This is a genomic window from Acidobacteriota bacterium (genome assembly GCA_040754075.1).
In the GTDB taxonomy this organism is placed as follows: Bacteria; Acidobacteriota; Blastocatellia; order UBA7656; family UBA7656; genus JBFMDH01.
In genome coordinates this window covers 1-15,014 of sequence record JBFMDH010000041.1, presented here as the reverse complement: position 1 = coordinate 15,014, position 15,014 = coordinate 1, and the positions used below count along the sequence as shown (strand labels likewise).

The following is a 15,014-nucleotide window of genomic DNA, read 5'->3' as shown; positions in this document are numbered from 1 at the left end:
CCGATTTATCTTCCATTGCCCCTGAATCAAAAAAAACAGAAAGACTAAACTTTCAATTTATCGCCTAAATCTTAGCGACTTTCTGCAACTAAAAAGTTCTTAAAACCTGAAACAGGTTTGCACGAACGCCTCATCGGAGTGAACCATGATAAACCTCACCTGCTGCAAACGGATTCGATTATTCAGCAAATACTTATTGGTCGGTTTTTTATTGTGCGGTTTCCCGCTTCAAGCATTCAGCCAGGAAGGCGCGGAAAAAAAGGAACGTCCGAAAGGGAACGCAACCATTCAGGTTGATGTCAAAAAGAACGGCAATTACCAAATTCATTTTAGTGTTTGGGTATTTGATGCCATAACCGAAGAGCAAAAACAAGCGATTCAGGATGCTACGGGAGTTCAACTTAAAGAGGGCAATCGTCCTTATTTTGACGATGAAGACTATACTGACGAAGAGTTGGAAGCGTTGGATGAAGCGGGTTTAGAAGAAAGCGAAAATGGGCAACCCCCGACCGATGATAGTAAAAAGGGCAAGATTTATTACTTAAGCGGTAGCGCGAAGCGAGCCTTTTCACAAGAAGGCTATTTAATAAAAGGCGAACTGGAATTTTCGGCGTTGCAAAAAGTTCTTGCCGGGATGGGCATTCAAAACCTTTCGGTTGGCGTCACCCACCCCGAAACCGATTACACAGATTGTACACGGGATGAGTATCGGGAACACCCACTGTTGGTTCCCGACGGGCAGCATTATTACCTACTGTCAACCGCCGGCGATGATGTACCAATGAAAACCATCTCAATAGCTTTCGGGTATCCGACGATCTGGATTGTCAAACGTTGCCTCGCACTGGGCTTGCTGTTTTTTTTACCCATACTGTTTGTGATATGGAAACGGCGAGCCATTTTGCGTTCGGGGTGCGAAGCGATGGCGGCGCGTTACGCGGCATTTCACATCATCAACGCATTATCATTCACTTATCCGTTCGTCTGGTGGATTGGCGGTTCATTAATTGGCTTTCGCGCTCTCTGGGCATTCTTTGCCAGTCGTAGCGCACCGGTCAATATGGTTTGGTATTTTATGCTCTATCTTCTGCCGCCGACCACTTGTATTTTGATTTGCAAAGCGGCGCTCAATCGGTTTCTGGAAACCGAAGAAGCAAGCCCGAATAAAGAAGGCAAACTGAAAAAGTTTATCAGAGAGAGCCTTGCCATGACCTTTGGCACTTTGTTGCCGCTGGTTTTGTTGTTTGCGGGAATCGGCGAAATCGTTGCGGGAAACTGGAAAACTGCCATTGCTTATTTTGCGATTGGGCATTTTTTCAAAATCGCAACGAAACCATTGCAAGGGAAAGGTGATAGCCCGGAAGCTCACTCGTTGATTGTTGCGCCGCTCAGAGACAGGATTTATGAAATTGCCATGCGGGCAGGGGTCAATTTGAAAGAAGTTTATGTGGTTCCCGAACAAAAAAATAAAACGGCGAATGCCTGCGCCACGATAAATAACACCGTCTTTTTGAATGAGTTTTTATTAAAGCGACTCAGTAAACGCGAAGTGGATGCGGTGGTGGGACACGAAATCGGCCATTTGCGATTGCATCATCCGCGCATCCTAACCATCATCTGGCTTGCCACCATTCTGATTCCCATGTTCTTATTGCCGATATTGATAACCGCTGTTACTTCTTTTGCCGTCACTTCTCCGCAACTTTATCTGGCGATTTATTCGATTCAGCGTTCGGATTTAGCGGTTCCCATCTGTATGGCGATAGGTTCATTGCTGGTTTTGATGGTCTCGCGGCGAATGGAATATTCCGCCGATGCTTTTGCAGCAACCGTAACCGGCGACCCGGAAGCGATGATAACCGGATTAGTAAAGTTATCGCGGTTAAGTTTATTACCGATGAATTGGAGCAAGGCAGATGAAAATTTGTTGACTCACCCGTCCAGTATGCAACGCATCAATGCGCTTGCGAAAAATTATATGATTTCGCAGGAGCGTGTGGACGCGCTGCTCAATGTTCCTGACGAAGCCGATGAAATGTATTCGATGACGGCAACCGTTGCATCAAGTAACCAGGCTTTAACGGCTGATGCAAAATCCGCATCGCCGGTGCAGCAATTTGTTAAACCCTCAGGCGCGACCAAGAAAAAACCGCTACCGGTATTCAACTTACCTTTGCAAAAAGCGTTTATCGGTTTGGTCGGTGGCTACATCGTGGCGGCATTTTTTCTACACAAACAATTGATGCAATATCACATTCCCAAACCGTTATTCGCAATGGCGACCGGCGTCGTGGTTTTCCTCTGGTCGTGTTATTCGTTTAAGCAAAAACTAGGGAAAGGTTCGCCGACGCATATCAAAATCATTCAGACGCAGGCAGCGGATTTTCCCGGTTTGGATTTAGCGGAATATGAGCGGTACACGGCGGAATTGACTGCATTGGGGTTTGAGTTTTGTCAGGATTATTCGACCGAAAATGATGTTGAAATGACACTCAAAGGGGTCGGTCGACTATTCATTCATCCAACCGAAAGATGTTATGCAGAGGTGGTGCAATGTGCTTCGCAGGGTTTGAGTGTGACACCGGTCTATTGCTCTATATCCAGTCTGGTCGGCACTGATTGGACTATGACGACATCGAATATGGAGCCGAACGGGGTGATATGCGCGCGACGCATGCCGCGAAGAATTGGCGAGTGCAAACCCGATTCGGGAGTTGAAGAACTTTTTGACGCTCATATAAATTTCCGCGAGGAAGCTGTTGCTTATCTTGGGAACGGGGTGGTCTTTGAAAATTCGATGGAAAGTTATTTTCAATCGGTGATTCAACGGCACCACGAATCCAGAGCATTCATTGCCCGGAGAAACCCGGTTGCTTACCTATACGATATTCATCGTTATGACCGCAGACCGATATTCAAATGGATGGGGGAACTCTCATCAAACGTTTACAGGGAAAGAAAATTACCTCAACCAATTTACAAAAAGGCATAGCGGGTGAGGCTTCAGCGAGATAACGGCGTTGAGTTTTGGGTTAATCAGAAAGTAGAATGCTGATTTAGTAAAACTCTAATTCGGATTAACCCAAGACAAATGAAGATAGCAAAAATTGTAAAGTCAAATTCCCACGTTGATTATGTTGCGCGGGTATTGGATGGCTTGGAATCCGCTGTGCCTCCAGAGGTTGAAGATTACCATTTTGCCCGTTTCGTTTTTATACCCAGCGAACATTCGACGACCTACGGGTTGATTTATAATTCGCAATTGGTGAATCCCGAATTCGGCAGGCTCGGGCCGCGGCTTTCCGGGTCGCTTAATATGAACGCGGTATTCAGCCCGGATTTATTGAATGAACAAGGGGTGCTGATTGGCATTTTGCTCATCGGCTGGGTAGATGAAAACGGCGAAATCAAACAAGGCATACCGCGTTCGGTGGTGCCGGTTAATTCAGAAGTCTTCACCATGAGCGACGCCGATATTAAATCCTTTCACTGCGGACGCGAAGATAAACTGGTGTTGCACTACTATTCGCAAGTGATCACGCATGGGCGACAATTCGCGCCGCAACTTCTTCTTGCGGTGCTAGATAAACTCGAAGAATTATTTAGCGAGACCTCGCTAGCCGAGATTCGTCTACTGCGCCGCACTTTAACCTGGCAACAGGTTTTTCAAAATAAGTCGTTATAGATTAAAATTCCTTGCACTTTTATAAACATATGATCGAAATTGACGGAGCATCTTTAACCCTTGAACAAACTGAACTGGTTGCCGACGGAGCCGATGTAAGGCTTGCGCCATCGGCTCGCCCGCGTATTGACCGGGCGCGTAAATTTGTCGAAGACATTGTCTCTCGTGGCGATGTGGTTTATGGCATCAACACGGGTTTTGGCAAACTAGCGGATGTTTCCATCCCTGCTGATAAACTTCGCGAATTACAAATCAATCTCGTCCGTTCGCATTGTTGCGGCGTTGGTGAACCGCTCAGTGAACGAATTGTTCGCGCCATGATGCTGCATCGCGCCAATGTTTTAGCCAAAGGTTTTTCAGGTTGTCGTGCCTTGGTTATTGATACCATTTTGCAAATGCTGAATGCCGGAATCCACCCTATTGTTCCATCGCGAGGTTCGGTTGGTGCCTCCGGCGACCTTGCCCCGCTTGCCCATCTCGCTATCGTGGTCATCGGTGAAGGGGAAGTCATCTATCAAGGAAAGAGAATGGCTGCGCGTGAGGCGCTTTTTGCGGCTGGCATTCAACCGCTCACGCTCGAAGCGAAAGAAGGGATTGCCCTTTTAAATGGCACCCAAGCCATGACAGCAGTAGGTTCATTGGCATTGCTTGCCGCCGAAAGACTAACGGATGCTGCGGATGTGACCGGCGCATTATCGCTTGAAGCCTTAAAGGGAACGCCGGTGGCGTTTGATTATAAAATTCAAGCGGTTCGTCCACATCCGGGACAGATGAATAGTGCCAGGCGGTTACGCGAATTGGTTGAAGGAAGCGAGATTCGCGAATCGCACCGTGACAAACACGTTGATCCGCGAGTTCAGGATGCGTATTCATTGCGTTGTATGCCACAGGTTCACGGCGCAGTTCGCGATGCCATCAATCACGCGCGACGGATTTTGGAAATTGAAATCAATAGCGCCACCGATAATCCTTTAATTTTTGCGGAATCCGAAGAAGTGATTTCCGGCGGAAATTTTCATGGCGAACCAATTGCCTTGACCTTGGATTATGCGGCAGTGGCAGTGGCGGATTTGGGAACCATTGCCGAACGCCGGGTTGAGCGTCTGGTTAATCCGGATCTTTCGGGGCTACCGGCATTTTTAACACCGAAAGCCGGAACCAATTCGGGGATGATGATTGCGCAGGTTGCAGCCGTTTCACTGATTGCCGAAAATAATGTCCTGGCGCATCCCGCATCAGTGACCAACCTTCCGACTTCGGCAAACAAAGAAGACCACGTCAGCATGGGTATGACTTCGGCTTTAAAGTTCGCTCATATCGTTAAGAATGTTGAAACCATTTTGGCTATTGAACTATTGTGTGCCGCCCAAGGGTTGGAATTTTTGCGCCCCTTAAAGACCAGCCCCAAACTCGAAAATGTGGTTTCTCAAGCGCGTAAAATTGTGCCCTTTATTGAAAAAGATTGTGTGTTGGCTGATTATATTGAATCTCTAAAACCACTGATCCAGAAATTGAATGGTGATGTAGATAATCTTTAAAAAACCATAGGTTCATCACCTTACCGATAAGTTCAGATTTTGAAGATTTAAAATTATTTGAGGAAATTTATGAAGCGTTAAATAGGCTGAGGAATAAAATTCTAGTCTGTTGCCCCTTGTCTTGGGGGCAAGAAAGTGATGATCACCTTAAAGCATTGAGCGGCTGCTAATCATCATCAGGGAGCAACAGACTACAAATCGGTTTAACCAAACAAAATAATCATTGAATGGTAAACACAGAGAAGAGAATAAAGCCCGACAGCCGTTTGGATGCCGATTCTCGCGGCTTTTTTATGAGAAAAACGATAAAAGACGTACATGCAAAAGGTGGTTATCGCCATTTTAACGAAGAAAAAAAGCAGCGCGCTTCGTTCAATCAGCGATTCCATCAACGGATTGCCTTCGGCTGCAACCCCGCGACCAATGTGCTGCATGGTGGCAACGGCATCATAACCGGACATGATGATAACCAGAATGACATAGAAGAAAAGTCTGCGATCTAAAAATAGTTCTCTTGTGGGGGTCATAACATTTACCTCTTCAACTCAATTTTTTGTAACGCAATCGCTGTGATGAGGTTTCCAAAATATTTTCGATTTCAATGCTATCCGATGTAAAGATACTATTAAAAAAACGTAGAATCAATTCCCTATAAGGGTGATTTTTTTCATGAAACGGGGTCTTAAATATGCACGACAGAAAAAAAGTGAGCGCGCCACGCGGCAGCCGGATCAGTTGTAAGGGATGGCACCAGGAAGCGGCACTGAGAATGCTCATGAATAATCTCGACCAGGAGGTAGCCGAACGCCCTGATGATTTAATTGTTTATGGCGGTGTCGGGAAAGCGGCGCGTAACTGGCAGGCATTTGATGCCATCGTTCAATCACTTCGTGAACTGGAAAATGATGAAACCTTGCTGGTTCAATCGGGTAAACCCGTAGGTATTTTTCGTACCCATGAATATGCGCCGAGAGTGTTGCTGGCGAATTCCAATCTGGTTGGACAGTGGTCGAATTGGGATGAATTTCATCGACTCGAAAAATTGGGTTTGATGATGTACGGGCAGATGACTGCCGGGAGTTGGATTTATATCGGCAGTCAGGGCATCGTTCAGGGGACGTTTGAAACTTTCGCGGCGTCGGGAAAAAAACATTTCAATGGGTCGCTAAAAAATAAATTGATTGTTTCGGGTGGCATGGGCGGGATGGGTGGCGCTCAACCGCTAGCGGCTACGATGAACGGAGCGCGGTTTTTAGGAATCGACGTTGACCCGCAGAGAATTGAAAAAAGATTGAAAACCGGTTATTGCGATTTGATTGCTTATTCATTGGATGAAGCATTGAATCTGTTAAATGATGCCGAAAGTCGTGAAGAAGCCATCTCGGTCGGCTTGGTTGGCAATTGCGCTGACATCTTACCGGAATTGGTGCGGCGCAATATCGTGCCCGATATTTTGACAGACCAGACCAGCGCCCACGATGCGCTGAATGGCTATGTTCCCAATGGGCTGGCGCTTGAAGATGCCGAAGAACTCAGGAATTCCGACCCGGATGAGTATATCCGCCGTTCGATGAATGCGATGGGTGAACACGTCCGCGCTATGCTTGAATTACAAAAGCTGGGGGCGATAACTTTCGATTACGGCAACAATATCCGCACTCAGGCAAAACAGGTTGGCGTTGAAAATGCTTATGACATTCCGGGCTTTGTGCCTGAATATATTCGTCCGCTTTTTTGTGAAGGTAGAGGTCCATTTCGTTGGGCGGCGCTTTCAGGCAATCCCAAAGATATAGAAATCACCGACAATCTCGCGCTTGAACTCTTCCCCGATGATGAAGTGTTGGCAAGGTGGTTACGCCTGGCGCGCGAGCGCGTCAAATTTCAAGGATTGCCGGCGCGTATCTGCTGGCTAGGCTATGGTGAACGCGCGGAATTCGGAGAAGCGATAAATGATTTAGTAAAAACCGGCAAAATCGAAGCCCCTGTGGTGATCGGTCGTGATCATTTAGATACCGGTTCGGTCGCCTCACCTTTCCGCGAAACCGAAGCGATGTTGGATGGTTCGGATGCCATCGCTGATTGGCCGCTTTTAAATGCTTTGTTGAATACCGCATCCGGGGCGAGTTGGGTTTCGATTCATAACGGCGGCGGGGTTGGCATCGGGTATTCCCTACATGCAGGGCAAGTGAGCGTAGCCGACGGCACCGCAGATGGCGCAAAGCGATTGAACCGGGTTTTAACCAATGACCCGGGGATTGGTGTGGCGCGTCATGTAGACGCCGGATACGAAGACGCAAAGAAAACCGCCCAGGAAAAGGGCATAAAAATTCCAATGATAGAGCGCACAAAGTAGCCGGTTTTCTATTTGAAAAGATGATGAAACTTCGATTAAGCAAATTGATTTCTATAACCTCATTGTTGGTTTTAGTGAGTCAGTTTTCGATAATGGTTTCTGGACAAAACGGCAATTGGACGGGTTGGCGAGGGAATGATGGTAGTGGTATATCAACCGAAACCAATCTGCCGACAGAATGGAATGCGACAAAAAACATCGCTTGGAGAACGGCAATTAAAGGGCGCGGACATTCATCGCCAATCGTCTGGGGCAACCGTATTTTTTTAACGACCTCTATCGAAGGGCAAATCATTCCGGGTGCCGAAGCCATTCGCCACATTCATAAAGGGCAAGAATACCGTCATCCCGATAGTGTTGGCGCTGACCATAGTCATGCGATCAAACTGATTTGTCTCGATAGCGAATCAGGAAAAGTCATCTGGGATAAAACGGTTCACGAAGGTAGAGTTCTCGATAATCGCCATCGGAAAAATACCTATGCCTCGACCACTCCGGTTACTGATGGGAAATTTGTGTACCTGTCATTAGAGGCTGAAGGGCTATTTTGTTATGACTTTGAAGGAAAACGTGTGTGGAAAACCGCTTTTGGAAACATTGCCAAAGGCGGTCTGGGACCTGGGACTTCACCGGTTTTGTTTGAAAACCTTGTGATTCTTCAATGTGACCAGGAATACGGGGAGACTTCATTTCTTGCCGCTTTTGATAAACAAACCGGCAAGCCAATCTGGCGAGTGCAGCGAACCCATCGTAGAAGTTGGGCGACACCTTTAATCATTAAAGTTGAAAATCACTTTGAACTGGTGACCAGTGGCGCGGAAAGTGTGATCGCTTATGACCCGGCGACGGGTAAAGAAATATGGCGCGCACCGGGTGTTGAAAGCAATGCCATTCCCAGTCCGGTCACGGGTCACAATATGGTTTATGTTTCGGCAGGCAGCGAAGCCAAACGCGCCCTTGCGATTCGGTTGGGCGGAAAAGGCGATTTAGCCAATACCCCAAATCTTGTCTGGCAATTCGATAAAGCAACCGCCTACGTTCCTTCGCCGATTCTCTATGGTGAATATTTATATCTGGTTACTGATACAGGAGTGCTCACCTGTCTTGAAGCCAAAACCGGAAAATTGATTTATCAGGCGAGGTTGCCGATTGCCGCTCAATTTACCGCATCATTAACCGCTTTTGATGAAAAGCTGTTAATGATTAGTGAAGATGGCGATGCGTTCATTTTAAAAGCCGGTGCCTCACCCCAGGTCATCAGTGTCAATTCTATTGATGAACCGGTTTATGCTTCACCGGCAATAGCCAATGGAAAACTTTTTTTGCGTGGGGAAAAAAATCTCTATTGCATCAAAAAGTTATCGGATAAATGAGAACGATAATCGAAAAACTTCGCGGTTACATTGACGAGGTTTTTCGCCGGTAAGCTTTCAAGAAGAAAATCGGGTCACCGATTTGCAAATCCTGATTATCGACGGGTCCTAAAACTTCACTCTCTTCATAATGGTCTTTAATCCATTGCATTAATCGTTGATTGTAATCGCGACCAAAACGGATTGGCCCGAATTCCGAAGTTGCGCGATTGGCAATCAAGATTAGTTTGGTTTGAGTTTCGGCTAACCTTTTAATGGTTCGCTCCTCACCTTCGGCGTCCAGAAAACCCGGGGTAGTGATTTCTTCTCTCAATGGATTGGCGCGTCTGGTAAAGAAATTTAAAGAAGTTCCTTCAGGCATCACCGCCACATAATCATTTTCATCGGATTCGCGGTTGATATATTCGATGGCTTTATCAAAGGCGATTCCCAAATCGTTGACGGCGACAATGGTTCCGCGTTCAGTAATAATCGGATAGGTATTTTTCTGCCGGTAGCGATACGCCAATAAAAATGAGGTCAGAATCGCATCACTCAAAATCAAGGCTATGGTGATATTGCGGGCGATTATTCGGGTTTTGGGATTCTTGATTAATCCGGGCAGTTGATATGCCAGAATATAGGTAAATAAGATTACCGAAACCGGAAGTAGATAGGAACTGTAAGCTCCGCCACTGCGCACCCGTAAAATGACACGCGATAAACTGATGAGCGCATACCCGGAGAAGAGGATAACAATTAAGGTGTGCTGGTGGGCAAAACCTCTGGCGGAAATTTCTTTCAGATAACCTTTAATGATGATGACCATCGACCCGATTAAGAGAATGGGCATCGCTAAATAGGGTCCGTTATCCCATTGCATGATGCCGGTAAATGACAGCGTAAAAATAACCGTTATTGATAAAAATAGGAGTCCCCACAGATAGATGATTTGAACCTGTCCGGCATCTGCGAGCGGGATATTTGCCGAGGCGCTCTGTTTATCCTTTTTATAGGTTATCAATTGACTGACGATGACGATGGCAACAGCTAAAAAGGCTAAACGCAACAACGAACCGATGATTGAAATAATTGAATCCAGTGGTTTATCCAGCCCCGACATGCGCCGGTTAAAATAGACCAACTCCGGCGGAACATGTTGAAAAAAGATGAAATTTTCATTCGAGACAACCTGCCAACCTACCTGGGCAATAAAAAATCCATAAACCCCTGAGATGATGAGTAAGGCTGGGAAAAAAAAGCAGGCGATTGATTTTAGCGATTTATTCAAATTGGGATAATTCAGTATTCCCCCGGCAATGATACCTGTGGCGACGGCAGCAATCCCCATTTCGGTTTTTGCCAACAGCGTAAACCCTGCAAACACCCCGGCTAAAAATAACCAGACGAGGTGGTTTGAAAAAAATCTGCGGGTCAGGATTGATTGATGTTTTTCAGATTCCTTGGTTGGGGCAGTGGTTTTCACCGCATTTACCAGGAAAAAAAGTGAAATTAATCCCAGGGCGCAAGCGTGCAGTGCTCCGTAGGAGTAAGGCAAAAAATAATTTCCCGCCTGTTTAAACCCGCATAACCACATAATCGCCAGCGTGGAAGCCAAAGCCGCAATCCGACTCATGATTTGACGCGAGAGCCAGTAACTCAAAAATATAATAATTAAAGCCGTAATGATTCCCGATGTGTAAAGCACATTCAGCGACGGTGAAAAGATTTTAAACAGTAATGCATTCAGATAAGGCGAGAAAGGTCCGTAGATATGCCGGATATCTGAATAGAGCATTTGCCCTTCGGCAATGCGCAACGGTTGATTCATCTCTCGTCCACAGTCTACGAGCGGGTTGCCCCAACGTTGCCAGGAAAAGGTTAATCCAAAGACAAAAGAAGCAACGATAAATAAAAGATATGGAATCTCGCGTTTGTTAGTTGGCGTGGTCACTGCGAAGGGCGATTATAGGTGATGATGGACAATACTGACAACAAGCGACCGAAATCGCCCTTATAAATAATTTTCTTTTACCAATTGTTCCCGTTTAAATCCGTGATAGGCGCGATAGGCGAGCGAATAGAACCACAGCGATTTCAATTCGTGAGCATGGCGGTATAAATCAAGTCCGAGATGCAATCCATAACCAACAAAAAAGCCAATAAAAAAGGGCGATTTTATCGAAAATAGCAGGACAGTGAAGAGCAACAGGAATTCGTATCCATGAAAAATTAACGGCAGCCGTAATAATTTTCTTCTGCGCAAAAATTTGATGTAGAGAGTTTTTAAACTGAATTGTTTGGGTGACATCTCAGGAATCTTTTTCATATGTGGTGAGTGGCGTTTGATTGACCACAATTGATCCACAATATGATCGGCATCGATTAAAAATCCACCAACCAGTGCGCCTGCAATTGATGTCCAGGAACCACTCAAAAGGTAAAGCCCACTACCGGTCAATAGCGATGTCCAAAAATGATGTTTAGCTTTCATTGGGGTTAAAGGTCAGGAAAAACTTCATCGAAACTATAAATCATCGGGTGATGGTTAAAAGTGAAAACCGGAGAGTTTCCCGGACGAACTGAACAACTTGTTGGTAATCCACTTGCTCTTGCGGCATCAAGTTCTTCAATCACATCGGAAATGAACAGAAGCCTATCAGGGGGAACTTTTAAACTCCGGAGGATTTGTTGGTAACTCGCTGTCGCCTTTTTCCCGCCGACAGCGGTGTCGAAATAATTTGATATATATCGAGTCAAATCGCCGTACCGAGTATGTGAAAAAATTAATTTTTGAGCGAGCACACTTCCTGATGAATAAATGCAGATGGCTTTCGATTGGCTGTGCCAGCGTTGAAAAGCAACTGGAACATCGGCAAACACCTCGCCGGTTAACTCGCCGTTTCGGTAGCCGGCTTCCCAGATTTTTCCCTGCAAAGATTTCAACGCCGGGGATTTTCTATCTCTGTCCATCAACCAAATAAGATAACGAAACACTGAGTCAATCGCATAACTCTGATTTTCAAGATGAATTTCCGGAGGGGCAAGGTTTTCATTGGTGTCATTCAGTTGTTCCTGATGCAACCGCTTCAGGTCGTCTTGAATTTCAGGGTTCAGAATATTCTGCTCAAGATAGGATTTAAAATGCTTTCGAGCGAAAGGGAAAAGGGTTTGATAGACAAAATCAACCGGTGTCGTCGTGCCTTCAATGTCCAGAAGAATGGTATTGATGGATTGACTAAAGGTTTCGCGGTTCATCAATCAACTCGCATTCGGGATGGGTAGATACGCGACGCCGAAACAGACCGGTTCGTATCTGGCATCGATTCCGCTCTCGGTATAATTGGGTGTCCACCCGGACGGGTCTTGAAATAAACGGATGGCGCGAATTTCTCGTTCGGCGCAAAGGTTGAACCAATGCAAAGTGCCTCTGGGCACGCGAAGCAAATCTCCAGCCTCGACTTCGATTGCCACCACCGGCGCATCCTGCGGTCTGATGTGGAATAAACCTCGACCATGAATGATAAACCGCACTTCATCTTCATCATGCCAATGTTCGCGATTGAATTTCGCAAGCATCGCTTCAATGCCCGGTGTTTGCGGGGTGATGTTAATGACATCAGCCGTGACATAACCGCCTCTGACTTTCAGATTTTCAATTTCGGCTTCATAAGCGGAAAGTATCTCATCATTGGTTGGGTTTTCAGGAAGCGGATGATTCGGTGTCCATTGTTCAAATTCAATTCCGACGGTTGCCAGATATTCTTTGATTTCCAAAACCTCATTAATCGTCAGGTTATTTTCCGGAATCGTTAATATTGCCATAACCGTTTGCCTCCTTTATTGCTGACTTCTGCCCTTAACTTCAAATAAAAATTCAAAGATTTCAATATGGCGTTTGGCTTCCGCCAGATTATTTCCCCAGGTGTAAAGCCCATGTTGGTGCAACAGAACACCATGACAGGCAGGATGTTCAATTAAAGTTTTTTCCAACGTATCAGCTAACTCAGAGTAGTTTTGCGAATTTTCAATTATCGGCAACCATTCTTCATGCTCATGGGTGGTGACGCCACTTAACCCTTTTAACATTTCAAATCCCTCGAATTTGATGCCTCGATTTTCTCGAAAAGTATTTGAAAGAATCGTGCTCCAAACGGAATGAGTATGTAAGACAGCTTTCGCATTTTTTAGCTCAACGATTTTCAGGTGTAAAGCGGTTTCAGCCGAAGGCGACCCGGTTCCCGAAATTACTTCACCCTCGGAATTGATAACTAAAAATTTGTTCACATCTAAATCGCCTTTATCAACGCCGCTTGCGGTAATCATTATCTCCAAAGGTTCATCGCATAAAACGGTGCTGAAATTACCGCTGGTTCCCAATACCCACCCACGCTTATAAAAATTGCGCCCGGTCTTCTCCAATAACTTGGCTAAGGTATTTTTTTCGAGAACCGACATTCTATCCAAAAGCCGGTTTTTCAGTTTGTTATTTTTGGTCATAGACAGGTCATTGATATGCTTTTCAAAAGCGATGCAATTTACCAATTCAAGAAGCGATTGTATGATTAACATTCTTAAATCCGCAAATAGACTTGTAATAAAAAATCGAGGTGAAAATGTCTGAACTCATAACCAAAAAATCCGATGACTTGTTTGAACGCGCTCAACATAAAATTCCCGGTGGGGTCAATAGCCCGGTTCGCGCCTTTCGCGCAGTCGGCAGAAAACCGGTCTTTATCAAAGACGCCGACGGGGCATTGGTGACAGATGTTGATGGCAATCGCTACATTGATTATGTAGGTTCCTGGGGTCCAATGATTCTGGGTCATTCGCATCCAGCGGTGATTGATGCCCTGCATGAAGCTTTAAGGCATGGCACCAGTTATGGTGCGCCGACGGAAATCGAAATTGAAATTGCCGAAATCATTTCTGAGGCATACCCGGCAATCGAAAAGGTTCGTCTGGTTAGTTCAGGAACCGAAGCGACGATGAGCGCGATTCGTCTGGCTCGTGGTTATACCGGACGCGATAAAATCATTAAATTTGAAGGCTGCTATCACGGTCATTCTGACAGCCTGTTGGTGAAAGCCGGTTCGGGATTGGCAACCTTTGGCACCCCGGATAGCGCAGGCGTTCCCGCAGATTTTGCCAGGCACACGATTGTTGCCCAATTTAATGATGAAGCGGAATTACGCGAAATATTTTCCGAGCAGGGAAATGAAATTGCCTGTGTGATTATTGAACCGATTGCCGGAAATATGGGCTGTGTCCCACCACGGCAAGGATACTTGAAAGCTGTCCGGGAAATTACCGCTCAATATGGGGCGCTGTTAATTTTTGATGAGGTGATGACCGGTTCCCGTGTGGCTTTTGGTGGCGCGCAGGCGCTTTATAACGTGAAACCCGATTTAACTTGTCTCGGAAAAATCATCGGTGGAGGACTGCCAGCCGCTGCCTTTGGCGGGAGAAATGAGATTATGGATTTTGTGGCTCCAACCGGCGGAGTTTATCAAGCCGGTACGCTTTCAGGAAATCCCTTAGCGGTTACGGCAGGTTTGGTCACTTTAAAATTATTGAAAGAGTTAAACCCTTACGATTTATTGGAACGACGAAGCGCACAACTTGAAGCGGGATTAAAAGATGCTGCAATGCAAGCGGGGATTGCGATGACCAGCAATCGTGTAGGTTCGATGATGACCGCCTTTTTCGCTAATGAACCGGTGGTTAATTGGAATACCGCGAAACTTGCCAATACCGAACTTTACGGGAAGTTTTTCCGTGCCATGCTCGAAGAAGGCGTTTACCTCGCGCCTTCGCAATTTGAATGTGCATTCATTTCAATTCAGCATTCAGAAACGTTGATTGAAAGAACCATTGAAGCCGCACAAAAAAGTTTTCAGGCGATATTAAAATAGCAGCGTCAGTTGCCTGAAAAAAATTGTTTGGATTTTTAATCGTTACTTAACCTGAGTATTGAGTTGAAAAAGTTGAAAGGGATGTTTTGAACCGTAGTTGATAAAATCATTTTGCCAAATTCAATTACGGAGGACATCCCTGATGCCATCTATGATACACCAATTGACCAC

At 45.8% G+C, this 15,014-nt stretch carries 12 protein-coding genes; 6 read left to right on the top strand and 6 right to left on the bottom strand.

What is annotated here, in order from left to right; translation table 11 throughout:
* Positions 1-145 precede the first annotated feature (145 nt).
* The 3 genes from AB1757_28135 (at position 146) to hutH (ending at position 5,223) form a co-directional block, all read left to right on the top strand.
* Positions 146-2,992, top strand: coding sequence for a M48 family metalloprotease (locus AB1757_28135; protein ID MEW6130933.1), 2,847 nt, complete (start codon positions 146-148; stop codon positions 2,990-2,992).
* 99 nt (positions 2,993-3,091) lie between these two features.
* Positions 3,092-3,685: a hypothetical protein gene (locus AB1757_28130; protein MEW6130932.1), complete on the top strand. Its 594-nt coding sequence runs from the start codon at positions 3,092-3,094 to the stop codon at positions 3,683-3,685.
* A 29-nt stretch (positions 3,686-3,714) separates the two neighbouring features.
* On the top strand, positions 3,715-5,223 hold the full coding sequence (hutH, locus tag AB1757_28125; GenBank protein ID MEW6130931.1) for a histidine ammonia-lyase: 1,509 nt from the start codon (positions 3,715-3,717) through the stop codon (positions 5,221-5,223).
* A 203-nt stretch (positions 5,224-5,426) separates the two neighbouring features.
* On the opposite strand, the gene AB1757_28120 is transcribed toward hutH, so the two are convergent.
* Entirely contained in the window at positions 5,427-5,750 is a 324-nt protein-coding gene (locus AB1757_28120; protein MEW6130930.1) for a DUF5658 family protein, read from the bottom strand.
* 161 nt (positions 5,751-5,911) lie between these two features.
* On the opposite strand from AB1757_28120, the gene hutU reads away from it, so the two are divergent.
* The gene (gene hutU / locus AB1757_28115; protein MEW6130929.1) at positions 5,912-7,576 is read left to right on the top strand and encodes a urocanate hydratase; all 1,665 of its coding nucleotides are present in this window, start codon (positions 5,912-5,914) and stop codon (positions 7,574-7,576) included.
* 92 nt (positions 7,577-7,668) lie between these two features.
* Positions 7,669-8,949 carry a PQQ-binding-like beta-propeller repeat protein gene (locus AB1757_28110; protein ID MEW6130928.1) on the top strand — a complete coding sequence of 427 codons (1,281 nt, stop codon included), beginning with the start codon at positions 7,669-7,671 and terminating at the stop codon, positions 8,947-8,949.
* A gap of 25 nt (positions 8,950-8,974) precedes the next feature.
* Here the strand turns inward: AB1757_28110 and AB1757_28105 are convergent, their stop codons facing one another.
* The 5 genes from AB1757_28105 to mtnB all read right to left on the bottom strand — a co-directional run bounded on the left by AB1757_28105 (position 8,975) and on the right by mtnB (position 13,500).
* Positions 8,975-10,759 (bottom strand): hypothetical protein, encoded by a 1,785-nt coding sequence (locus AB1757_28105; protein MEW6130927.1) that lies wholly within the window; start codon positions 10,757-10,759, stop codon positions 8,975-8,977.
* 183 nt (positions 10,760-10,942) lie between these two features.
* Complete coding sequence (locus tag AB1757_28100) at positions 10,943-11,422, bottom strand: hypothetical protein (GenBank protein ID MEW6130926.1); 480 nt, start codon at positions 11,420-11,422, stop codon at positions 10,943-10,945.
* Between the two features lie 5 nt (positions 11,423-11,427).
* Positions 11,428-12,186, bottom strand: coding sequence for an acireductone synthase (gene mtnC / locus AB1757_28095; protein ID MEW6130925.1), 759 nt, complete (start codon positions 12,184-12,186; stop codon positions 11,428-11,430).
* 3 nt (positions 12,187-12,189) lie between these two features.
* Complete coding sequence (locus AB1757_28090; GenBank protein ID MEW6130924.1) at positions 12,190-12,753, bottom strand: cupin domain-containing protein; 564 nt, start codon at positions 12,751-12,753, stop codon at positions 12,190-12,192.
* Positions 12,754-12,768: 15 nt separating this feature from the next.
* Positions 12,769-13,500: a methylthioribulose 1-phosphate dehydratase gene (gene mtnB / locus AB1757_28085; protein ID MEW6130923.1), complete on the bottom strand. Its 732-nt coding sequence runs from the start codon at positions 13,498-13,500 to the stop codon at positions 12,769-12,771.
* A 44-nt stretch (positions 13,501-13,544) separates the two neighbouring features.
* On the opposite strand from mtnB, the gene hemL reads away from it, so the two are divergent.
* Positions 13,545-14,843 carry a glutamate-1-semialdehyde 2,1-aminomutase gene (hemL, locus tag AB1757_28080; GenBank protein MEW6130922.1) on the top strand — a complete coding sequence of 433 codons (1,299 nt, stop codon included), beginning with the start codon at positions 13,545-13,547 and terminating at the stop codon, positions 14,841-14,843.
* The last annotated feature ends 171 nt before the right edge of the window (positions 14,844-15,014 follow it).

Coding starts and splice junctions, on each gene's coding strand:
- AB1757_28135 (MEW6130933.1), top strand. CDS start 146: ATGATAAACCTCACCTGCTGCAAACGGATTCGATTATTCAGCAAATAC.
- AB1757_28130 (MEW6130932.1), top strand. CDS start 3,092: ATGAAGATAGCAAAAATTGTAAAGTCAAATTCCCACGTTGATTATGTT.
- hutH (MEW6130931.1), top strand. CDS start 3,715: ATGATCGAAATTGACGGAGCATCTTTAACCCTTGAACAAACTGAACTG.
- AB1757_28120 (MEW6130930.1), bottom strand. CDS start 5,750: ATGACCCCCACAAGAGAACTATTTTTAGATCGCAGACTTTTCTTCTAT.
- hutU (MEW6130929.1), top strand. CDS start 5,912: ATGCACGACAGAAAAAAAGTGAGCGCGCCACGCGGCAGCCGGATCAGT.
- AB1757_28110 (MEW6130928.1), top strand. CDS start 7,669: ATGGTTTCTGGACAAAACGGCAATTGGACGGGTTGGCGAGGGAATGAT.
- AB1757_28105 (MEW6130927.1), bottom strand. CDS start 10,759: ATGAATCAACCGTTGCGCATTGCCGAAGGGCAAATGCTCTATTCAGAT.
- AB1757_28100 (MEW6130926.1), bottom strand. CDS start 11,422: ATGAAAGCTAAACATCATTTTTGGACATCGCTATTGACCGGTAGTGGG.
- mtnC (MEW6130925.1), bottom strand. CDS start 12,186: ATGAACCGCGAAACCTTTAGTCAATCCATCAATACCATTCTTCTGGAC.
- AB1757_28090 (MEW6130924.1), bottom strand. CDS start 12,753: ATGGCAATATTAACGATTCCGGAAAATAACCTGACGATTAATGAGGTT.
- mtnB (MEW6130923.1), bottom strand. CDS start 13,500: ATGTTAATCATACAATCGCTTCTTGAATTGGTAAATTGCATCGCTTTT.
- hemL (MEW6130922.1), top strand. CDS start 13,545: ATGTCTGAACTCATAACCAAAAAATCCGATGACTTGTTTGAACGCGCT.